Below are 19,899 nucleotides of genomic sequence, written 5' to 3' on the forward strand. Positions count from 1 at the left end.
ATGGCGAAAGGCGTCAAGGCCAGGAAGCCCGCGGCAAAGCCAGACTCGCGTCTTCCCTCCAAGGACGATCTTCTCGCCTTCATCGCCGCAAACCCTGGTGAGGCCGGCAAGCGGGAGATCGCGCGCGCCTTTCATCTCAAGGGCGGAGACAAGATCGGCCTGAAACGCCTGCTGAAGGAATTGGAGGAGGATGGCAGCGTCGACCGACGCGGAAAAAGGCTGCATCAGCCCGGTACCCTGCCAAACGTGGTCCTCACCGATGTCACCGGCCGCGATGCCGACGGCGAGCTTCTGGCCAAACCCGTGGAATGGGATGAGGACCATGGGCCGGCACCCGTTATCCTGATCGTCACCGGGCGGCGCGGCAAAGAGCGCGCGCCGGGCGTGGGCGATCGCGCGCTGCTGCGGGTGGAAAAATCCACGGAGCCTGGACCTGACTATAACGGGCGGGTCATCAAGATCATTTCCAAGACGGCCGCCCGCGTGCTCGGCATCTACCGCGCGCTGCAAGGCGGCGGCGGACGGCTGGAGCCGGTCGACAAGAAGAAACTCGGCAGCTTCCTCGACATCGCCGCCGGCGAAGAGGGCGAAGCGCGCGACGGCGACCTCGTTGCGGTCGATGTTCTGCGCGAAGGCCGCTTCGGCCGCCCCAAAGCCAGAGTGCGGGAACGGCTCGGCTCCATGACGAGCGAGAAGGCCGTCAGCCTGATCGCCATCGAGACGCACGGCATTCCCAATGCCTTCCCGCCGTCCGTGCTGGCCGAAGCCGATGCGGCCAAGCCCGCGACGATGAAGGGCCGCGAGGACTGGCGGAAGCTGCCCCTGGTGACCATCGACCCTCCCGATGCCAAGGATCACGACGACGCGGTCCATGCCGAAGCCGATAGCGACACGGCCAACGACGGCGGCTTTGTCGTCACGGTCGCCATCGCGGATGTGGCGGCTTATGTGACACCGGGATCAGTCCTGGACGAGGAAGCGCTGAAACGGGGAAATTCGGTTTATTTCCCCGATCGGGTCGTTCCGATGCTGCCCGAGCGTATCTCCAACGACCTCTGTTCGCTGCGCCCCGGCGTCGACCGGCCCGCACTCGCCGTGCGCCTGGTGATCGGCAAGGATGGCCGCAAGAAAAGCCACAGCTTCCACCGCATCATGATGCGCTCTGCCGCCAAGCTGGCCTATGCGCAGGCGCAGAATGCGATCGACGGCGTGACCGACGAGACCACCGACATTCTGCTGGAGCCGGTGTTGAAGCCGCTCTGGGCGGCCTATGCCTGCGTGAGCAAGGCGCGTGAGGCGCGGCAGCCGCTGGATCTCGACCTGCCGGAACGCAAGATCATCCTCAACGCCGATGGCGGGGTCGATCGGGTGATCGTGCCGCCGCGGCTCGAGGCGCACCGGCTGATCGAGGAGTTCATGATCCTGGCGAACGTCGCAGCCGCCGAAGAGCTCACCCAAAAGAAAACGCCGCTTGTGTTCCGCGTCCACGACCAGCCCTCGCTGGAGAAGCTCAATGGCCTGCGCGAGGTCCTGAGCAGCCTCGGCATCGATCTGCCGAAGCAGGAAAATCTGAGGCCCGCCAACTTCAACCGCATCCTGGAGCGCGTCGCCGGCACGGAAAACGCGCCGCTGGTGAACGAAGTGGTGCTGCGCAGCCAGGCTCAGGCGGAATACAGCGCCGACAACTACGGCCACTTCGGTCTCAACCTGAGGCGCTATGCGCATTTCACCTCGCCGATCCGGCGCTATGCCGATCTCATTGTTCACCGGGCTCTCATCCGGGCACTGGGGCTTGGCAAGGACGGCCTTCCGGACGCCATGACGGTGCCCGTGCTTAACGAGATCGGTGCGCAGATTTCCGCGGCAGAACGCCGTGCCATGGCCGCCGAGCGCGAGACGGTCGACCGCCTGATCGCGCATTATCTGGCGGACCGTGTGGGCTCGACCTTCACCGGCCGGATCACGGGCGTGACCCGCTCGGGTCTCTTCGTCTCGCTGGCGGAGACCGGTGCGTCCGGTTTCGTGCCCGCGGCGACCATCGGCAAAGACTATTACGCCCACGACGAGGCACGACAGGCGCTGATCGGCGCCGCCACGGGTGAATCCTTCCGTCTCGGAGACACGGCCGAGGTGCGGCTGGTTGAAGCAGCGCCTGTGGCTGGTGCGCTGCGCTTTGAACTCTTATCTGAGGGGCGCTATCTCAAGCCGTCCGGCGACAGCCGCCGCGGCAAGCGGCGCGAACGCGGCACGGCGAAGGCCAGTTCTGCGAAATCTCGCGTCCGCAGATCGAAAAAGTAAGAACGCGGTCGCGGAGGCGATCATGCCCTATGAGATCAAGGATCCTGCCGGCGAACGCAGCGCCAAGAGTGCTATGCTGCGCGGCCTGCGCGGCCGGTGTCCCCGCTGCGGCGAAGGCCGGATCTTCGGCCGCTATCTCAAGGTCAACGAAGAATGCTCCGCCTGTGGCGAAGCGCTCTATCATCACCGTGCCGACGACGCGCCGCCCTATGTGGTCATCACGGTTGTCGGCCATATCGTCGTGGGCCTTGCGCTGGCCATGGAGCGCTCGCTGCAGCCTGATCTCTGGATACACATGATGATCTGGGCGCCGCTGACGCTGCTGCTGTCACTCCTGATGCTGCAACCGGTCAAAGGCGCCCTGATCGGCATGCAGTGGGCCTTCAAGATGCATGGCTTCGACCCTGAATCGCCGGAAGCCCAGGAACCTCCTCCATCGCTGGCCGCCTCGTGACCACCACCGGCTTCGCCCCCGATCCGACGAGCCTTGCGCCCGCGAAGACATCGCGCCTTCGCCCGCGGGATGCCGCGACCATCATCCTGCTCGACACGTCCGGCTCCGAACCCCTGGTGCTCATGGGTCGGCGGCACGACGGCCATGTGTTCATGCCGGGCAAATATGTCTTTCCCGGCGGCCGGGTCGAAGCCGGCGACGGGCGCATGAACATCTGCGGCAATTTCGCCGAACATATCGAAGAGCAGCTGATGGCCCGCGTATCGCGGCCCAGCTACACCCGCGTGCGCGCCTATGGGCTGGCCGCGATACGCGAGCTCGCTGAGGAAACCGGTCTGCTGTTCGGCTTCAAGGATGCTGGAATCCCTCCGGCACCGACCCCGGAATGGGAGCCCTTTGCCCGCGCCGGCGTGTTTCCCACGCTTGAAGGCCTTAGCTTCATCGCGCGAGCCATCACCCCGCCCGGCCGCACCCGCCGGTATGACACTCGTTTTTTTGCCGCGAACGCTGATTATGTTGCCGACCGGATCGAGGGCATCGTGGGGCCGGATGCGGAACTGACCGAACTTGTCTGGGTCACCCTCCCCGCCGCGAGATCTCTCGATCTGCCACGCATCACCGGAGTCGTTCTCGGCGAACTTGAGAAAAGGTTGGAAGCTGGGATCGACCGAGTTCAACCGGTGCCGTTCTTCTTCTTCCGCTCAGGCCGGTCACAACGTGAAGAGCTTTAAAGACCAATGGAAGATCACAGCAATGATGACCGTCTGAATGGCGCCTGTCACACGCCCCTGCTAGAGCAGGAAAACGACTGTTCTCCCCGCAAGGATGATATGACCGGCGAATTGCATCTCACCGCGCGTCAGCGCACCCTCGCCCTCGTTGCGGCCATGGCGTCGATCAGCGTGGTGGGCGCATCGCTGGGCCTGTCGGTCCCGCTGCTTGCCTTCGCCCTGGAGGCGCGCGGGATGTCCGCGACGTTCATCGGCATCAACACCGCCATGGCGGGCGTCGCCGTCGTTTTCTTCGCGCCACTTATCCCCTTGGCCGCCGCACGGTTGGGTGTCCGCTCGGTCATGATCATGGGCCTTGCCGGCGGCGCAATCACCACCCTCGCCTTCTACTTCATAGAGCCTCTCTGGATGTGGTTCCCGCTGCGCTTCCTGTACGGCGGGTCCCTGGCAATCCTGTTCGTTCTGTCGGAGTTCTGGATCAACGCCATTTCGCCCGAAAAGCGGCGCGGCCTCATCATGGGCGTTTATGCCACCACCCTCTCGCTGGGTTTTGCAGCAGGGCCTGCGCTTCTCGCGGTGCTCGGCAAATGGGGTGTGGCGCCCTACGCCGCCGGGGCGATCCTCTTTGTCGTGGCGGCAGCGCCCATTCTCCTGGCGGGAAGCTCTGCACCTCGTCTTCCCGAGAAAGCTCATGTCAATCTCATTCCCTTCCTGCTGGCAGCCCCCGCGGCCACGCTAGCAGCTCTTGTCTTTGGCGCTGTTGAAACGGGCGGAATGACCTTTGTCCCGCTTTACGGGTTGGCGATCGGATATTCCGCCACGGCCTCAGCTCTGCTCGTCAGCCTTCTCGCGCTTGGCAATGTGCTGGTGCAAATACCCATCGGCATGCTCTCCGACCGTGTGGACCGGCGCAAACTCCTGCTGGTGCTCGGCCTGCTCGGGACCGCCGGCGCCGCGGGGATGCCCTATGTGATCCACTTCCCGCGACTGTTTGAGAGCACGATCTTCATCTGGGGCGGTCTCGTCGCGGGCCTCTACACCGTCGGGCTGGCGCACCTCGGCTCGCGCTTCCGCGGCGCACAGCTCGCTTCGGCCAATGCGGCTTTTATCGTGTGCTATTCCATCGGCATGCTGTCGGGTCCGCCGCTGCTCGGCGCGGGCATGGACATCTGGTACCCGCACGGCCTGCCCATCACTGCCGCCGTCCTGTTCGGGCTCTATTCCATTGTGGCAGGTTGGCGCATTTTGCGATCTGGCACCGAGTGAAGCTTGACTTCGCGTCCGTGATGGGTAGGTTGCGCCTCTCGAATTCAGAGGCGCCCACGGCGCCCTATGGAGATTCTCATCATGGCTAAGGCCGTATCCATCAAGATCAGGCTCGTCAGCTCGGCCGACACCGGATTCTTCTACGTCACCAAGAAGAACTCCCGGACCATGACCGAGAAGATGGTCAAGAAGAAGTACGATCCCGTCGCTCGCAAGCACGTCGAGTTTCGCGAAGCCAAGATCAAGTAAGCTGCTCAATAGGCGCCGCACGGCGCCACGGGACGATCAGCGCGCGGCCTCGGCCGCGCGTTTTGTTTTGGCGCGAGACAGCAAAAAGCGCGCAGCTCGTAAGCTGCGCGCTGATATAATAATATCAATTCACGTACAGGATAGTGCCCCCAATATTGTGACCGATCGGGCGCACCCGAGTAAAGATAGACGATACGTCCGATCGGCCGAGCCTTGCGGGGTCCAGGTGATGCGGCGGCCTGAGGATAACCCGCAAGACAATATCAAAAGAACGTTCGCCCGAACCTGTTTACTTGGCGATGTTCTTGTATTGAAGGCTACCAAACCTCCGCCGAAAGGCAATCGGAACAAGCCGCCCGAAGCCGGAAAGCTTTTGTAAACCTAAAATTTTAAGGTTACGGTGTCAGAAGATCTAGGCGGCATCCGCCACGACGCGGTTGCGGCCATCCCGCTTCGCCCGATAGAGGGCCTGGTCCGCCCGGCGCAGGAGCGTGTCGGAAGCAGCATCCTCCGCCGTCCTGACAGCGATGCCCACCGATACGGTGACGTCGATGCTCTGCTTGCCGCCATTGATGGCGAAGGCCGTGGCGGCGATCTGACGACGCAGGCGCTCGCCGACCGCACTCGCGGTCGCGATCTCTGCCTCCGGCATCACGATGACGAACTCCTCGCCGCCGTAGCGGCAGGCGAGATCGATGCCGCGGATGCCGCCCTTCAGACGCCGCGCGAACTCACGCAGCACCTCGTCGCCGGTATCATGTCCATAGGTGTCGTTGATCATCTTGAAGAAATCGATGTCGACGATGAGCAGCGCCAGAGGGCGATTGCCTTCCGTCGCCCGCTCTAGGAGGGACGCGAGGTGGCTTTCCATGTACCGCCGATTGTGCAGGCCGGTCAGGCTGTCCGTGATGGCCAGTTCCACGCTCTGCTGGACATTGGAACGCAAGCGCTCGGTGTAGCGCCGGCGGCGCACCTGTGTCTTCACGCGGGCGATGAGCTCGTTGCGGTCCGTCGGCCGCATCAGGTAATCGTTCACGCCGAGATCCAGGCCCCTGACCAGCCGCGCGGTATCTTCCGGCTCGGCGATCAGGAGGATCGGCATGGAGCGCGTCCGATCCAAAGACCGGGCCTGACTGCACAACCGCAGTGCATCGTACTCGGCAAAGCCGAGGCTGACGATCATGAGGTCGTAATCCTGTTCCGCCGCGCGGAACAGAGCCTCGTGGGGATTGGTCTCCACATCGACCGTTTGCGTCTCGCCCAGCGCCTTGGCGATCCGGTCGCAGGATGACGGGCGGTCGTCCACCACCAGAATGCTGCCGCCGAGGCCGTTGTCGACGCTGTTGTCGCCGATGCTGTCGAGAATGCCGATCTCGCGGGTCGTGGCGGCGCGCAGCCGCAATTCGTCCGTCATCATCTTGAGGCGGGCAAGGCTCTTCACACGCGCGAGCAGTGCTATGTCGGAAACCGGCTTCGTCAGGAAGTCGTCGGCACCCGCTTCCAGACCGCGCACGCGGTCCGACGGCTGGTCCAGCGCCGTTACCATGACAACGGGGATATGCTGTGTCTGGGGATCCGCCTTCAAGTGACGGCAGACTTCAAAGCCATCAAGTCCGGGCATCATGACGTCGAGCAGGATGACATCGCATTGCGTGCGCGCGCAGACGTCGATCGCTTCCTGCCCCGACATAGCCGTGATCACCTCGAAATATTCCGCCGTCAGACGGGCCTCGAGCAGCTTCACATTGGCAAGCACATCATCGACAACAAGAATCCGCGCCGTCATAAGCCCCTCTTATCCTTCGCCCAGATAATGTCTGACGGTCTCCAAGAACTTGGCTACCGATATCGGCTTGGAAAGATAGGCCTCACAGCCTCCTTCCCGGATGCGCTCCTCGTCGCCCTTCATCGCGAACGCCGTGATGGCGATGACGGGTATGGAGCGCAGGTCATCGTCGTCCTTCAGCCATTTGGTGACTTCCAGGCCGGAGACTTCCGGGAGCTGGATGTCCATCAGGATCAGATCCGGATGATGCTGACGGGCGAGTGCGATTGCTTCGATCCCATTCCGCGTCTGAATGGTGGCATAGCCATTGGCTTCGAGAAGATCGTGGAAGAGCTTCATATTCAACTCGTTGTCTTCCACAATCAAAACTGTCTTGGCCATACCCTGATTTCCTCATGTGTCAAGGCATCTCTTGCTTTTCCCGCCGCGATGCCTTGGCCTGATAGTTCGCTCAAACTGTAGCGATCATGTATTGATGATCCGCAAACGGACGAAAAAATGCCAAACAGGCTCACCGCAGATCCCGAAGCCATTGCGATTTCCGCTCTTTCCTTCATCGCGTCCGATGCAGAGCGGCTGCGCATCTTTCTGGATCTGACGGGCCTTCAGCCCGCCGAGATCCGTTCCGCCGCCACCTCGCCAGGCTTTCTGGCGGCCATTCTCGATCATATCATGAGCGACGAAGCCCTGCTGACGGCCTTCGCCTCCGACTCGAACGTATCTCCTGAGATCATTCCCGCCGCCCGTCACGCCTTGGGGCGGTCGTGATGCAGGATCTCGGCGCCTTCTGCCGGGACTGCGGTGCCGCCGCCGGCCACCATACGCGCTGTCCCGCCTGCGGCAGTCCCCGTCTCCTGCGCCATCCGGAGGTGGGCAACCTCAGCATCGCCCATGTCGACTGCGACGCTTTTTTCGCCACCATCGAGAAGCGCGACGACCCATCGCTCCGCGACAAGCCCGTCATCATCGGTGGCGGCAAGCGCGGCGTTGTCTCCACCGCCTGCTATATCGCACGCATCAATGGTGTGCGCTCGGCCATGCCGATGTTCAAGGCGTTGAAACTCTGTCCCAATGCGGTGGTCATCAAACCCAATGGGGACAAATACAGCAAGGTGGGGCGGGAGGTGCGCCACCTGATGCAGGAATTGACGCCGCTGGTGCAGCCCGTCTCGATCGATGAGGCTTTCCTAGATTTGTCAGGCACCCAGCGCCTGCACGGCATGGCGCCGGCCCAGACGCTGGCGCGTTTCGCCCGGCGGGTGGAAGCAGAGATCGGCATCACCGTCTCTGTCGGCCTGTCGTATAACAAGTTCCTCGCAAAGATCGCTTCGGATTTGGATAAGCCACGCGGCTTTGCCGTGATCGGACGCGCCGAGGCCAAGGAATTCCTGGGTGAAAAACCGGTCAGCATCCTGCCCGGCATCGGCAAGGCCACCGAGGAGCGGCTGGCGGCCAAGGGCATCCGTACATTGTCGGATGTTCGCCGGACCGACCTGAAGGATCTCGCCCGCATCTACGGCAACGGCGCGGACAAGCTGCTTCGAATGGCACTGGGTGAGGATGACCGGCCGGTGCGCTCGGAGCGGGACCGCAAGAGCGTCAGCGCCGAAACCACCTTCGACGCCGACATCTCGGAACGGGAGTTTCTGGAGGCGACCCTCTGGAGACTGTCGGAGCGGGTCGCCCGGCGATTGAGATACGAGGGTGTCGGTGGCGCCTCAGTGACGTTGAAACTGAAGACGCCAGACTTCCGTCAGCGCACGAGGGCGACCCTCCTGCCCGCACCGACGCGCCTCGCCAAACGTATTTTCGATGCAGGCCGGGAGCTTCTGCGGCATGAGCCGGCGGAGCCATTTCGGCTGATCGGCATCGGCGTCGCGGACCTTCATCCGCTCGAGGATGCCGATCCGCCGGATCTTGTGGACACCACCTCGAAAAGGCACGTCAGTCTCGAAGGCGCGGAAGATCGGCTGCGTGACCGCTTCGGTGATACTGCCGTCACCCGCGGGACGAGCTTCGCGCTTCAGTTGCGCCGTGAAAAGGAGCGCGCTCAGCGACAGTCGGAAAGCGGAAACAGTTCCAATTCCACCAACCGGCCTTCCACGACGAAGGTGCCGTAATCCAGCGTCACGCTGGGCGTGATACCATTGTCCATGAGTTCCGCTGTGTAGACGAATTTGGGCCGCTGATCCTCCCGCACCTCGGTCTTCTCGAAATAGCCGATGGAGACGGGCCAGACCTTCTGATCCCCCAGATTCTCTTTGGCCAATAGCTCTTCATTGCGTGGATCGGGCTCACGAAACTCACCGATAAAGGCCACGGTGTCGGTGACGACGTCACCGGGATCCGTTCCGTCGTACACCGGCACGGAGATCGTGGATCGACCTTGGTGTGCGGCGTCCAGCACCAGCTTCATGTGCTGTGTGGGGAAGACGGTGGCATCGCCGAGTGTAACCTCGCGCTCGCCAGGGCTCGTCAAACTGATGCTGGCGTGTTGAGCCGTCTTCTCGCCTTTGCCGGTCACGGTCGAATCCGGCTCGCCGTTGACGAACGTCTTGTTATCGAAGCTGAAGGTCTTACCGTCTGTGCTCTCCTGCGTGGTCGAGCGGAAATCGATGACGTTGGGCGTGCCTTCGTTGGGGGCCATGCGCATGACCTGACGGTAGGTCAGTTCGAAATCGCGGCAATTCTTCTCGCGTGCTTCCATGGCGATACGGCCACTGACCTCCCGCACGCCCCCGGCCTCGCGCGCATTGGAAAGCGTCAGTTCATATACGGCGCGATGGGACGCCAGCCGCGGCTCGGCGGCGAAAGCGGGAAGGGTTGCGGCAAGAGCCAGCGGGACGAGAAGAAGATGGGAGCGCATGAAACCTTGCAAGCTGAACAAAATGCTATCCTAGTTTTCATTCGGGCCTATGTTGGCTCAAATAGGTCGCTTGCGCGAGAGCTCAGTGTCAGCCATCAACACACGGCCTGAACCATCGCAAGGAGAACCGCATATGAGCGGAGAGACCGAACGCCGCCTCGCTGAACTCGGCGTGACGCTGCCGACCCCCACCGCACCCGCCGCAAATTATGTTCCTGTTGTCAAAAGCGGCAATCAGCTCTTCGTGTCGGGTCAATTGCCCATGGGGGCTGATGGCCTCACCTGCAAAGGCAAGGTGGGCGCGGATGTTTCCATCGAGGATGCCCGCGAGGCAGCCAAGCTCTGCGCCATCAACATCCTGGCTCAAGCGAAAGCCGCGCTGGGCGGAGATCTCGGAAAGCTGGTGCGTATCGTGAAACTCACCGGTTTCGTCAACTCCGTGCCTGATTTCGGCGATCAGCCCAAGATCATTAACGGCGCTTCGGACTTCCTGGTCGATGTCCTCGGCGACCGGGGCCGCCATGCCCGTTCTGCCGTCAGCGCCGGAGCCCTGCCCTTCAACGCGGCTGTCGAAGTGGAAGCGATCATCGAGGTCGCGGGATGAAGGGACCGGGCCGTCTCGACTGGCTTGTCGCGCGGCCCATCGCACACCGGGGGCTTCACGATCGAGCCGCCGGTGTGATCGAGAATTCCGCCACTGCCGTTGCCCATGCGGTCAACCTCGGCTTCGCCGTTGAAGTCGATGTCCAACTCACCGCCGACGGCTCCGCCGTGGTCTTCCACGACGATATGCTGAACCGGCTCACCGCCTACAAGGGCCTGGTTGTAGAACGTTCGGAGGAAGAGCTCCTCAGCATGCCCCTGCTGGATAGCGCAGCTGGGGACCTGATCTGGACCCTGGAGCAATGTCTGACGCTGGTGGCGGGCCGGGTTCCCGTCGTGGTCGAGATCAAATCCGCCTGGAACGGTGATACGCGCCTTGCAGAGCGTGTTGGCCGCAGCCTTGCCGCCTACTCCGGACCGCGTGCAGCCAAGTCCTTTGATCCAACCATGGTGCAAGCCCTGTATCGCGCCGCGCCGTCCGTGCCACGCGGCATCATCGGCTGCGCCTATACCACAGCGGATTGGCCGTTCCTGTCCTGGCAGCAGCGCTGGCGGCTGCGACACATGATCCATTGGCCGCAGACGCGGCCGGATTTTGTCTCCTGGAAAGTAGATGACCTGCCGAGCCCGGCGGTCTCCGTCGCCCGGCGCGTGATCGGTGCTCCGGTCATGACCTGGACGGTCCGCACGCCGGAACAGCAGGCCCGTGCGGGGCTCTATGCAGACCAGATGGTGTTCGAAGGGTTCGTACCCTGACGGTTCCGTGCGATGACGGCAACCACTTGGCGCGGCGGCCAGGATCATTACCTTAGAGACGTGTCGCAGTCCCAATCCCTAGACCTGACCCTGCGCCTGACGCCCTCTATGGCGGGCATCGAGGCAGCCGCATGGGATGCTTGCGCCAATCCGGGACCTCACGTTACAGATGAAGATGAGAGTTTCAATCCTTTCATATCTCACGCTTTCCTCTCAGCTCTGGAAGTGTCCGGATCCGCTACCCCAGAGACAGGCTGGGGCGGCGCGCATCTGATCGCGGAGGATGCCGACGGCACCATGCTTGCGGCCGTGCCCGCCTATCTCAAGAGCCATTCCCGCGGCGAATATGTCTTCGACTGGGGCTGGGCCGAGGCCTTTGAGCGCGCGGGCGGCGCCTATTATCCGAAGCTGCAGGTCTGTGTGCCCTTCACGCCGGTCACCGGCCGCCGGCTGCTCGTGCGGCCGGGCCCTCACGCGGCTGCCGCCACCCGCCTGTTGATCAATGGACTTCGCACCGTGATGCGGCGCCTCGGCGCCTCGTCGGTGCATGCCACCTTCCTTTCAGAAGCGGACCATAACGCCTTCGAGACGGAGGGCTTTCTTTCGCGCATCGACCAGCAATACCACTGGCAGAATGACGCCTATGGCAGCTTCGACGATTTTCTCACCGACCTCTCCTCCCGCAAGCGCAAGAACATCCGTCGCGAACGGCGGGACGCGCTGCAGAACGACATCACCGTCGAGCGGCTGACGGGCAAAGCCATCACGGAGGATCACTGGGACGCCTTCTTCGGCTTCTATCTCGATACGGGATCCCGCAAGTGGGGTTCGCCCTATCTGACGCGCTCGTTCTTCAGCCTCCTGGGTGAGACATTGGCCGACCGTGTGCTGCTCGTCATGGCAAAGCGCCAGGGGCGCTACATCGCCGGCGCGTTGAACCTCATCGGTGACAAGGCGCTCTACGGCCGAAATTGGGGGGCATCCGAGGACCACCCCTTCCTTCATTTCGAAGTCTGCTATTACCAGGCCATGGAGTTTGCGATCGAGCGAGGGCTTGCCCGTGTCGAGGCCGGCGCGCAAGGCGAACACAAGCTCGCCCGCGGCTACCGGCCGACCATCACCCGCTCCGCCCATGCCTTCGTTGATCCTGGCCTTGGCCACGCGGTAGCCGATTTCCTGAAACGTGAGCGGGCGGCGGTGCTCCACGAAGGCGAGGTTCTGGGCAGCTACCTGCCGTTCCGCCGTGACGAGGCTTGACCTTCGTGCGCCGCTCTGCAAGCTGCCGGCCGACATGAGGAGAGCATCGATGGTCTATGACAACGACAATGTGTTCGCCAAGATCCTGAGGGGCGAGCTGCCCGCCCAGAAGGTCTATGAGGACGAGCACACCCTGGCTTTCATGGACATCATGCCACGCGCGAACGGCCATGTCTTGGTGATCCCCAAGACGCCCGCCCGCACCATCCTCGACGCCGATCCCGCAGTGCTGGGCCATGTCATCACGACCGTGCAGAAGGTGGCGGGCGCCGTCCGCACCGCCATGGCAGCGGATGGGCTGACCATCCAGCAGTTCAACGAGAGCGCCGGCGGCCAAGTGGTGTTCCATCTTCACTTCCACATCGTGCCGCGCTGGGAGGGTGTCGCCATGCAGCCTCACACGGGCCAGATGGAAAAGCCCGAGGTGCTGGCCGCCAACGCGGAAGCGATCCGCGCGGCGCTGGCCTGACGATCAGAGACCGGCGAGCATGCCGCCGATCAATATGGCCTCGGCGACGATGATGCCGGGAACGAAGCGCCGGCCAGTGAGGAAGAACACGGCATAGCCCGCACCGATGGCACCGATCCGCAAGGCCACGTGTGCCTGCGCCAGCGAGCCTTGCGGAAAGAGGACGACCTTGGCAATGACGCCTGCGACAAGAGCGGAGGCAACCGCCCTCACCCACACGAAGAGCTCGGAATCCTCGGAAATGGAGTTCCCGAGAAAAACCCCCGCCCAGCGCCAGCAGTCGGTTGCGACAAAGCCGGCGATAAGGATGAAGACATAAGGCCAAAGCGGCCCAAGATCGGCATGGTAGGACCAATTCATGTCGCGCCTGCCTTCCTCTGCGTCCGGTGGGCGAGATAGGCCAGCGTGCCCGCGCCAACGCCGCCGATCAGAAGATCAGCTTCCGGAAACCACATCGTCGCCAGAGGCGTCGCCACAAGACCAAAGCCGAGCGCCAGGTAATCGGTCCGGACCTTCGCGGCGATCGTCAGCGAAACGAGAAAATAGACGGGCATCAGAAACACGAGGCCGGCCGACAGAGCGGGAGGAAGATTGGAACCGCCCCAGAAGCCGAGAACGGTTGCGATGGTGTTGGTCGCTGACAGGGTGGCACCAAGCCCCAGATACCATGACACCCGCCCATGAACCGGGATGTTTCCCATCAAGCGCAGGGCCGCCACCCAAGGCGTGACCGCCATGAAATGCGAGGCCGCAAGCAGCGAAATCCGGGACGGCTTGCCCGCGCCGATCAGCGGCATCAAGGCGACGGTCATGGGCAGAAGCCGCACCGCCGAAAGCGTTACGGCAATGGCCGTCGTCAAAAGCGACAGCCCACCGGCGATCGCGCCGACCAACACCACCTGGCTTGGAAGAGCCCAGATCACCGCGGTCATGGCGATGGTGATGTCCAGGGGCAGCCCGGACTGCGCCGCCAGCCCGCCGAACCCGAGCATCGATCCGAACAGGATCAGTCCCGGAACGCCGAACGCCTGGCGGGAGCCCCGCCAAAACCACATAAAACGAGACGAGGGCGCTTGGCCCTCGTCGGAAGAAGCATTCATGTCACGCACTCACCGCATCAGGTCTTGACCAGTGGCGCTTTGGGTGAGGCGCCTTTGCCGGGCTGCACCCTCTTTCTCGATGCCGTCGTTTTACGCGGCTTCTTGGCTTCCGGCTCCGCGCGTTCGGTGACGACCTTTTCGGGCTTCGGCTCGACCGGACCGGCAGGGAAATCGAAGCCAAGGCCCGTCTTTCCGTCTTCCTTGGTCTCGACCATGACCTTGACCGTACCGCCGTCCTTCAGGCGGCCAAAGAGGACCTCCTCAGCAAGCGGCTTCTTGATCGTCTCCTGGATGAGGCGGGCCAGAGGCCGCGCACCCATGAGCGGATCGTAGCCCTTCTCCGCCAGCCAGTTGGTGGCCTCCTCGTCGAGCTCGATGGTGACGCCGCGGTCGGCGAGCTGTGCTTCGAGCTGAAGCACGAACTTCTCGACCACCCGCTGCACCACGTCCTGCGGAAGGTTGGCGAAGGGGATGATGGCGTCGAGCCGGTTGCGGAACTCCGGCGCGAACAGCTTGTTGATCGCGTCGGTATCTTCTCCCTCGCGCTTGGAACGGCCGAAGCCGATGGGGGCCTTGGCCAGATCGGACGCGCCGGCATTGGTGGTCATGATGAGCACCACGTTGCGGAAATCGACCTGCTTGCCGTTGTGATCCGTCAGCTTGCCGTGATCCATGATCTGCAACAGGATATTGAACAGATCGGGATGCGCTTTCTCCACCTCGTCGAGCAGCAGCACGCAATGCGGATGCTGATCGATGCCGTCGGTCAAAAGACCGCCCTGGTCGAAGCCGACATAGCCCGGAGGCGCTCCGATGAGGCGCGAGACCGTGTGCCGTTCCATATACTCCGACATGTCGAAGCGCAGGAGCTGGACGCCCAGGAGGTCCGACAGCTGGCGGGCGACCTCGGTCTTGCCGACACCGGTGGGGCCGGAGAAGAGATAGCAGCCAATCGGCTTCTCCATGTCGCGCAGACCCGCGCGGGACAGCTTGATGGCCGCCGACAGAGCCTCAATGGCGGCACTCTGGCCGAAGACCACCCGCTTGAGGTTGGTCTCGAGATGGCGCAGCACCTCGGCGTCGTCCTTGGAGACGGACTTCGGCGGGATGCGCGCCATGGTGGCGACGGTGGCCTCGATCTCCTTCACGCCGATGGTCTTGCGGCGGCGCGACTCCGGCACGAGCATCTGCGAGGCGCCCGTTTCATCCAGCACGTCGATGGCCTTGTCCGGCAGCTTGCGATCGTTGATGTAGCGAGCCGACAGTTCCACCGCGGCCTTGATCGCCTCGGCGGTGTAACGGATGCCGTGGAAGCTTTCATAGTAGGGCTTCAGACCCTTCAGGATCTCGATGGTATCAGGCACCGTCGGTTCATTGACGTCGATCTTCTGGAACCGCCGTGCCAGGGCACGGTCCTTGTCGAAGTACTGGCGATACTCCTTGTAGGTGGTCGAGCCGATGCAGCGCAGCGAGCCTGAGGCCAGAGCGGGTTTCAGCAGGTTGGACGCATCCATCGCGCCGCCGGAGGTGGCACCGGCGCCGATCACGGTGTGAATCTCATCGATGAAAAGGATCGCGCCGGGCGTCGCCTCGAGCTCCTTCACCACCTGCTTCAGGCGCTCCTCGAAATCACCGCGATAGCGGGTGCCGGCCAAGAGCGCTCCCATGTCGAGGGCATAGATGGTGGAGGTGACCAGCACGTCCGGCACTTCGCCGCGCACGATGCGGCGCGCCAGGCCTTCGGCGATGGCCGTCTTGCCGACACCGGGATCACCCACCAGCAGCGGGTTGTTCTTGGTCCGGCGGCAGAGCACCTGCACCGCACGCTGCACCTCTCCATCGCGCCCGATCAATGGGTCGATGCGGCCCTCGCGGGCCTTGATGTTGAGGTTGTTGCAGTAAGCGTCCAGCGCGTCCTGCTTCTTCTTCGTGGCGGTATTGCCCGCGTCCTCACCGCTGGTTTCTTCCTCAGCTCCACGCACGGGGCGCGCCTCGGTGTGACCAGGACGTTTGGCGATGCCATGGCTGATGTAATTGACCGCGTCGTAGCGCGTCATGTCCTGCTCCTGCAGGAAATAGGCGGCATGGCTCTCGCGCTCGGCGAAGATCGCGACCAGGACATTGGCGCCCGTCACCTCCTCGCGGCCCGATGACTGCACGTGGATCACCGCGCGCTGGATGACGCGCTGGAAGCCGGCGGTCGGCTTGGAATCCTCGTGGCCGTCGGTGATGAGGTTGTCGAGTTCGCTGTCGATATATTCATTCAGATTGCGCTTGAGGATGTCGACATCGACGTTGCAGGCGCGCATGACGGCTGAGGAATCCTGATCATCCAGCAGCGCCAGCAGGAGATGTTCAAGCGTCGCATATTCATGCTTTCGCGCGTTTGCGAGCGCGAGCGCCCGATGCAGCGACTGTTCAAGGTTGCGCGAAAATGATGGCACGAGAGCCTCTCAGTTCTTTTCCATGACGCATTGCAGCGGATGCTGCTGGCGCCGTGCGAAATCCATAACTTGGGTCACTTTGGTCTCGGCGATTTCGTAGGTGAAAACGCCGCATTCCCCTACCCCATTCTGATGGACGTGAAGCATAATCTGCGTCGCGTCCTCTTGATTTTTATTGAAGAAGCGCTGGAGCACATGGATGACGAACTCCATGGGCGTGTAGTCGTCGTTCAGAAGCAAAACGCGATAGAGGCTCGGCTTTTTGACCTGCGGCTTGATCTTGGTGACGATCGCCGTACCCGCGCCATCTCCACCCGTACCGCGAACCCGCCCTGCGAGGGTAATGCCCTCGAACGCGCGATCGACCTTACCCTGTGCTTCCGGCATATCCGACATGGCAACCCGACCCGTCACTTCTGGAACCTTCATCATGCCCCTTCCGCTGCTTAATTAACTTATAAACGAGTCTTCGGTTTCGCCAGATATGGATGGTCACAAACCTGTAACAGCGGCGCCGCCCGGCAAGCGGGGCACATAAAAAAAGCCCGGCTGCCGCCGGGCTTTCGAAATCAATCTTTGCTTCCACTCACTTGGTGGCAGCAGTCGCCTTAACGGTCGCGGCCTCGAACGGGCGATAAGCGTCCTTGAAAAGGTCCGCGTAAAGTTCGCCGATCTTCGTGGCGCGCGACAGGAAAGCCTCATAAGCTGCCTTTGCGGCCTCGGCCTGGATCTCGACAGCCTTGTCCAGCGTCTTCACGCCCAGGAGCTTTTCCACGGTGGCGGAGCCGTCTTCAAAGGACTTCTTGGAATAGTCGGCAACCTCGACCGCGATGGCCTGAACGCCCTTGGTCATGGTGCCGAAGCTCTTCAGAGCCGCATCCGCATTGTCCTTGCCGATCTTCTGCATGTCGTCAAAAGTCGCAGCCATAGATTCTGCTCCCTAGGGTTTACGTGCCTGTTCCAGGGAGTTTAGTCTCCCCTCGCCTATATGATGCAACGCACCATGGAAGTCAACCATCTTGTTGCGATGCACAATGAAGAGAATTTTATTCAATTCGATTAACTCATGCGTAACCGCGATTTCTTACGGTTGGGTTATGTGGCGCCGAGGTAACGGCGTGAAGAGAAGCACGGGGATAATCCTTTCCGGTTAGCGCCATGTTGGCCGCTGCCCGGAGAAGAGACCTTACGGTCGGGGGAAGTCCTCGCGTTTCGTCAGCTCGCGCGGCAGATGCCGCGAGACGCGGGGACGGTGTGATGCAGTTGCGTAACGCGTATTTTTCAAGAATCTGCCTCGCTGCGGGAGCGGCGGTCATGATCACGGCGCTGGCCTTGGCGAGCGTCACTCCGGCGGAGGCGGCGCGCAAGCGCAAGTCCGGCGGATATAATCCGCCCTACGCAGCCATCGTGGTCGATGCCAAAAATGGCCGTGTCCTGCATCAGGACAGCGCCGATGCCCATCGGTATCCGGCGTCGCTCACCAAGATCATGACGCTCTACATCCTCTTTGAGGAACTGCAGCGCGGACGGGTGAAGCTCGATACGCCCATGCGCGCCACCGCCAATGCAGCGGCGCAGCCTCCGTCCAAGCTGGGGCTGCGGCCAGGTGATGTCATCACCGCCGAAGATGCCATCAAAGCGCTTGTCACCAAGTCCGCCAACGATGTCGCCGTTGTCATCGGCGAGCATATCGAGGGGTCGGAAAGTGCTTTCGCCCGGCGCATGACACGCACCGCTCGCGCCATCGGAATGACGCGCACGACCTTCCGTAACGCCTCCGGTTTGCCGGACAGCGAGCAGAAGACCACCGCCCGTGATCTTGCAGTGCTGGCCCGCACCATCCAGGAACATTATCCCCGCTATTTCGCCTATTTCTCGACCCGCTCTTTCAGCTGGAAGGGAAGGGTCCATGGCAACCACAACAAACTGCTCGGCCGCGTTCCTGGAGTAAATGGCATCAAGACCGGCTTCATCCGCGCCTCCGGTTTCAACCTGTCCACCAATGTGGAGCGCGACGGCCGGCATATTGTGGCGGTCGTGATGGGCGGCCGCAGCGGAGCGTCTCGCGACGCCCGGATGCGCGATCTCATCGAAGAATATATGCCGAAAGCGACCCGCGGCAGCTACACCGACGATCTCGTCGCTCGCGCTGAGATGCCGTCCACGACGGGCAGCATCGCCGCTGCGAAAGTGCCGCTGCCGGTCGCCGCACCGCGCGATGTGATCATGGCCTCTGCCGCAGCGGTCGCTCCGCTGCCTGCCGCGGCACCGGCACCGCGCGCCGCTGCCATTCCCACCCCGGCTCCGATCCTGCCCACGATGGCCGTCACCACCGCCGCGGCCAGCGCTGCCAGTTCGGCCGCTTCGACGGCAACCCGTCCGCTGGCCAAGAACCCGATCGACATCGTTGCCTCCGTGCACCGTGCTGTAACCCCTGCAGCGCTGTCCTCCGAGCGCAGCGACGCAACGCCCGGTGAGGCGCTTGCCTTGGCCAACACCACCACGACCCCCGCCATGCGCTGGGTCGAAGGACCGAAGGCGGTGACCGCGGGCAAAGCTGCCGTTACCTCCGCACAGCCGGTTGCCGCAGCCGCGTCGGTGCCGCAGGTTGCGCCCGAGGCTCGGGCAGCCGCCGTCGCCTCCGCCAATGTGCCGGAGTCGGTGCGCACCGGCTGGTTGATCCAGGTCGGCGCCACGGATGACCCGAGCAAGGCGGAAAACCTTTTGCAGCGGGCTCAGTCTCGTGCCAGCAACGCCCTTTCCCGTGCTGAACCTTTCACCGAACCCGTGCAGAAGGGCGAGCAGACTCTCTACCGCGCCCGCTTCGCAGGCTTTACCGAGAAAACCGCCCAGGCCGCCTGCAAGGCACTGAAGAACCGCGACATCGCCTGTTTCGCCATCCGGAATTGATGGAGGGATCAGCCATGGCGACCCAGCAGGAAATCCTTCGCTTGGTTCACACGAGCAGCGAGGTACGCCGACCCCCCTTGGTCGGGATGGACTTTCTTCATCAGCGCCCGATACGCACCGCGGATCTCTTCCGCCCCGGCGTTCGGTTGAAGCCCCAGGATTTGATACGCTTCATCCGCACTCATTGGCCCATCGCCCGCCGCGCCACGCCCCCGCGGCTCAGCATCAGCCTCACGGTGCTGACGCCAGCTGGGCGACCGGCGGTCGAGATAAGCTTCAAGTAAGGCACGGGTGTCCGGATCCCCGGCTGCCTCATGCCAAAGATCGGCAAGCTGACCAAGATCCAGGTCGCGCAGGGCGCGGCCTGAGTGTTTCCCGGACAAAACCCGCCCTTCCATCGCTCCGCTGTCATGGTCGAGGTGCATCTCGATCATATGCGTGCGGACGCGAGAACTGCGTCCCGATGCTTTTCGTATCGGCTGGTTCTGCTTGTATTTCCGCCATAGCGCGAGCCCAAGAAACACGAGCGGCATGGCCAAGGCCGGGCGTCCCACCCCCGTCAGCGCTATGGCCGCCACGAAAGCCAGCCCCGCTCCCGAAAGATAAATCCGACCTGCCAGATGGGCAGGGTTGGTACGGACGAAGGTATTGGCGCCCCAGATCCCGAGCACGAGAACAAGAATGCCCGCCAGCAGTGAGAGAAGGCCCAT

General features: G+C 62.8%; 21 protein-coding genes. 12 read left to right on the forward strand and 9 right to left on the reverse strand.

What is annotated here, in order from left to right; genetic code table 11:
• From rnr to rpmG, 5 genes are all read left to right on the forward strand, one after another.
• A complete protein-coding gene (gene rnr / locus IEV58_RS12740; RefSeq protein ID WP_188410085.1) occupies positions 1-2,298 on the forward strand; it encodes a ribonuclease R in 2,298 nt (765 codons plus the stop codon).
• A gap of 22 nt (positions 2,299-2,320) precedes the next feature.
• The gene (locus tag IEV58_RS12745; protein WP_188410086.1) at positions 2,321-2,752 is read left to right on the forward strand and encodes a DUF983 domain-containing protein; all 432 of its coding nucleotides are present in this window, start codon (positions 2,321-2,323) and stop codon (positions 2,750-2,752) included.
• Positions 2,749-3,483, forward strand: a complete 735-nt coding sequence (locus tag IEV58_RS12750; RefSeq protein ID WP_188410087.1) for an NUDIX hydrolase — start codon at positions 2,749-2,751, stop codon at positions 3,481-3,483. The genes IEV58_RS12745 and IEV58_RS12750 overlap by 4 nt, the downstream gene beginning before the upstream one ends.
• Before the next feature lie 99 nt (positions 3,484-3,582).
• Positions 3,583-4,749 carry an MFS transporter gene (locus tag IEV58_RS12755; protein WP_188410088.1) on the forward strand — a complete coding sequence of 389 codons (1,167 nt, stop codon included), beginning with the start codon at positions 3,583-3,585 and terminating at the stop codon, positions 4,747-4,749.
• An 81-nt stretch (positions 4,750-4,830) separates the two neighbouring features.
• A complete protein-coding gene (gene rpmG / locus IEV58_RS12760) occupies positions 4,831-4,998 on the forward strand; it encodes a 50S ribosomal protein L33 (RefSeq protein WP_188410089.1) in 168 nt (55 codons plus the stop codon).
• Between the two features lie 412 nt (positions 4,999-5,410).
• Here rpmG and IEV58_RS12765 read toward each other — a convergent pair whose 3' ends face one another.
• Together IEV58_RS12765 and IEV58_RS12770 are read right to left on the reverse strand one after the other, a co-directional pair.
• Positions 5,411-6,784, reverse strand: a complete 1,374-nt coding sequence (locus tag IEV58_RS12765; protein ID WP_188410090.1) for a PleD family two-component system response regulator — start codon at positions 6,782-6,784, stop codon at positions 5,411-5,413.
• A 9-nt stretch (positions 6,785-6,793) separates the two neighbouring features.
• Entirely contained in the window at positions 6,794-7,165 is a 372-nt protein-coding gene (locus IEV58_RS12770) for a response regulator (RefSeq protein WP_188410091.1), read from the reverse strand.
• A gap of 117 nt (positions 7,166-7,282) precedes the next feature.
• On the opposite strand from IEV58_RS12770, the gene IEV58_RS12775 reads away from it, so the two are divergent.
• Together IEV58_RS12775 and IEV58_RS12780 are read left to right on the forward strand one after the other, a co-directional pair.
• The gene (locus IEV58_RS12775; RefSeq protein ID WP_188410092.1) at positions 7,283-7,552 is read left to right on the forward strand and encodes a DUF3572 domain-containing protein; all 270 of its coding nucleotides are present in this window, start codon (positions 7,283-7,285) and stop codon (positions 7,550-7,552) included.
• Positions 7,552-8,904: a DNA polymerase IV gene (locus IEV58_RS12780; protein WP_188410093.1), complete on the forward strand. Its 1,353-nt coding sequence runs from the start codon at positions 7,552-7,554 to the stop codon at positions 8,902-8,904. Before IEV58_RS12775 ends, IEV58_RS12780 begins: the two co-directional genes overlap by 1 nt.
• Here IEV58_RS12780 and IEV58_RS12785 read toward each other — a convergent pair.
• Positions 8,835-9,650 (reverse strand): EipB family protein, encoded by an 816-nt coding sequence (locus IEV58_RS12785; RefSeq protein WP_188410094.1) that lies wholly within the window; start codon positions 9,648-9,650, stop codon positions 8,835-8,837. The genes IEV58_RS12780 and IEV58_RS12785 overlap by 70 nt on opposite strands.
• Positions 9,651-9,783: 133 nt before the next feature.
• Here IEV58_RS12785 and IEV58_RS12790 point away from each other — a divergent pair, with 133 nt between their 5' ends.
• Genes IEV58_RS12790 through IEV58_RS12805 form a run of 4 tightly spaced genes read left to right on the forward strand, consistent with a single transcriptional unit; the run spans position 9,784 to position 12,735 of the window.
• Positions 9,784-10,254, forward strand: a complete 471-nt coding sequence (locus tag IEV58_RS12790; protein ID WP_188410095.1) for a RidA family protein — start codon at positions 9,784-9,786, stop codon at positions 10,252-10,254.
• A complete protein-coding gene (locus IEV58_RS12795; RefSeq protein ID WP_188410096.1) occupies positions 10,251-11,009 on the forward strand; it encodes a glycerophosphodiester phosphodiesterase family protein in 759 nt (252 codons plus the stop codon). The genes IEV58_RS12790 and IEV58_RS12795 overlap by 4 nt, the downstream gene beginning before the upstream one ends.
• A gap of 12 nt (positions 11,010-11,021) precedes the next feature.
• Entirely contained in the window at positions 11,022-12,266 is a 1,245-nt protein-coding gene (locus IEV58_RS12800; RefSeq protein ID WP_188410097.1) for a GNAT family N-acetyltransferase, read from the forward strand.
• A 49-nt stretch (positions 12,267-12,315) separates the two neighbouring features.
• Positions 12,316-12,735 carry an HIT family protein gene (locus IEV58_RS12805; RefSeq protein ID WP_188410098.1) on the forward strand — a complete coding sequence of 140 codons (420 nt, stop codon included), beginning with the start codon at positions 12,316-12,318 and terminating at the stop codon, positions 12,733-12,735.
• A 3-nt stretch (positions 12,736-12,738) separates the two neighbouring features.
• Here the strand turns inward: IEV58_RS12805 and IEV58_RS12810 are convergent, their stop codons facing one another.
• The 5 genes from IEV58_RS12810 to IEV58_RS12830 all read right to left on the reverse strand — a co-directional run bounded on the left by IEV58_RS12810 (position 12,739) and on the right by IEV58_RS12830 (position 17,207).
• Positions 12,739-13,095, reverse strand: coding sequence for an AzlD domain-containing protein (locus tag IEV58_RS12810; RefSeq protein ID WP_188410099.1), 357 nt, complete (start codon positions 13,093-13,095; stop codon positions 12,739-12,741).
• Entirely contained in the window at positions 13,092-13,835 is a 744-nt protein-coding gene (locus IEV58_RS12815) for an AzlC family ABC transporter permease (protein WP_188410100.1), read from the reverse strand. Before IEV58_RS12815 ends, IEV58_RS12810 begins: the two co-directional genes overlap by 4 nt.
• Positions 13,836-13,852: 17 nt before the next feature.
• The gene (gene clpA, locus IEV58_RS12820) at positions 13,853-16,279 is read right to left on the reverse strand and encodes an ATP-dependent Clp protease ATP-binding subunit ClpA (RefSeq protein WP_188410101.1); all 2,427 of its coding nucleotides are present in this window, start codon (positions 16,277-16,279) and stop codon (positions 13,853-13,855) included.
• Between the two features lie 9 nt (positions 16,280-16,288).
• The gene (gene clpS, locus IEV58_RS12825) at positions 16,289-16,666 is read right to left on the reverse strand and encodes an ATP-dependent Clp protease adapter ClpS (protein ID WP_188410322.1); all 378 of its coding nucleotides are present in this window, start codon (positions 16,664-16,666) and stop codon (positions 16,289-16,291) included.
• Between the two features lie 199 nt (positions 16,667-16,865).
• Positions 16,866-17,207, reverse strand: a complete 342-nt coding sequence (locus IEV58_RS12830; protein WP_188410102.1) for a phasin family protein — start codon at positions 17,205-17,207, stop codon at positions 16,866-16,868.
• 386 nt (positions 17,208-17,593) lie between these two features.
• Between IEV58_RS12830 and IEV58_RS12835 the strand changes: the two genes are divergently transcribed.
• A complete protein-coding gene (locus IEV58_RS12835) occupies positions 17,594-19,189 on the forward strand; it encodes a D-alanyl-D-alanine carboxypeptidase (protein ID WP_229729406.1) in 1,596 nt (531 codons plus the stop codon).
• An 8-nt stretch (positions 19,190-19,197) separates the two neighbouring features.
• Here IEV58_RS12835 and IEV58_RS12840 read toward each other — a convergent pair whose 3' ends face one another.
• Positions 19,198-19,899: a DnaJ domain-containing protein gene (locus IEV58_RS12840; RefSeq protein WP_188410104.1), complete on the reverse strand. Its 702-nt coding sequence runs from the start codon at positions 19,897-19,899 to the stop codon at positions 19,198-19,200.

It is taken from the genome of Agaricicola taiwanensis, assembly GCF_014635245.1.
Lineage (GTDB): Bacteria > Pseudomonadota > Alphaproteobacteria > Rhizobiales > Methylopilaceae > Agaricicola > Agaricicola taiwanensis.

Excerpts from the sequence above, each read along its gene's own strand:
- rnr (WP_188410085.1), top strand. The coding sequence starts at position 1 with ATGGCGAAAGGCGTCAAGGCCAGGAAGCCCGCGGCAAAGCCAGACTCG.
- IEV58_RS12745 (WP_188410086.1), top strand. The coding sequence starts at position 2,321 with ATGCCCTATGAGATCAAGGATCCTGCCGGCGAACGCAGCGCCAAGAGT.
- IEV58_RS12755 (WP_188410088.1), top strand. The coding sequence starts at position 3,583 with ATGACCGGCGAATTGCATCTCACCGCGCGTCAGCGCACCCTCGCCCTC.
- rpmG (WP_188410089.1), top strand. The coding sequence starts at position 4,831 with ATGGCTAAGGCCGTATCCATCAAGATCAGGCTCGTCAGCTCGGCCGAC.
- IEV58_RS12765 (WP_188410090.1), bottom strand. The coding sequence starts at position 6,784 with ATGACGGCGCGGATTCTTGTTGTCGATGATGTGCTTGCCAATGTGAAG.
- IEV58_RS12770 (WP_188410091.1), bottom strand. The coding sequence starts at position 7,165 with ATGGCCAAGACAGTTTTGATTGTGGAAGACAACGAGTTGAATATGAAG.
- IEV58_RS12775 (WP_188410092.1), top strand. The coding sequence starts at position 7,283 with ATGCCAAACAGGCTCACCGCAGATCCCGAAGCCATTGCGATTTCCGCT.
- IEV58_RS12780 (WP_188410093.1), top strand. The coding sequence starts at position 7,552 with ATGCAGGATCTCGGCGCCTTCTGCCGGGACTGCGGTGCCGCCGCCGGC.
- IEV58_RS12785 (WP_188410094.1), bottom strand. The coding sequence starts at position 9,650 with ATGCGCTCCCATCTTCTTCTCGTCCCGCTGGCTCTTGCCGCAACCCTT.
- IEV58_RS12790 (WP_188410095.1), top strand. The coding sequence starts at position 9,784 with ATGAGCGGAGAGACCGAACGCCGCCTCGCTGAACTCGGCGTGACGCTG.
- IEV58_RS12795 (WP_188410096.1), top strand. The coding sequence starts at position 10,251 with ATGAAGGGACCGGGCCGTCTCGACTGGCTTGTCGCGCGGCCCATCGCA.
- IEV58_RS12800 (WP_188410097.1), top strand. The coding sequence starts at position 11,022 with ATGACGGCAACCACTTGGCGCGGCGGCCAGGATCATTACCTTAGAGAC.
- IEV58_RS12805 (WP_188410098.1), top strand. The coding sequence starts at position 12,316 with ATGGTCTATGACAACGACAATGTGTTCGCCAAGATCCTGAGGGGCGAG.
- IEV58_RS12810 (WP_188410099.1), bottom strand. The coding sequence starts at position 13,095 with ATGAATTGGTCCTACCATGCCGATCTTGGGCCGCTTTGGCCTTATGTC.
- IEV58_RS12815 (WP_188410100.1), bottom strand. The coding sequence starts at position 13,835 with ATGAATGCTTCTTCCGACGAGGGCCAAGCGCCCTCGTCTCGTTTTATG.
- clpS (WP_188410322.1), bottom strand. The coding sequence starts at position 16,666 with ATGCCGGAAGCACAGGGTAAGGTCGATCGCGCGTTCGAGGGCATTACC.
- IEV58_RS12830 (WP_188410102.1), bottom strand. The coding sequence starts at position 17,207 with ATGGCTGCGACTTTTGACGACATGCAGAAGATCGGCAAGGACAATGCG.
- IEV58_RS12835 (WP_229729406.1), top strand. The coding sequence starts at position 17,594 with ATGATCACGGCGCTGGCCTTGGCGAGCGTCACTCCGGCGGAGGCGGCG.
- IEV58_RS12840 (WP_188410104.1), bottom strand. The coding sequence starts at position 19,899 with ATGGGCCTTCTCTCACTGCTGGCGGGCATTCTTGTTCTCGTGCTCGGG.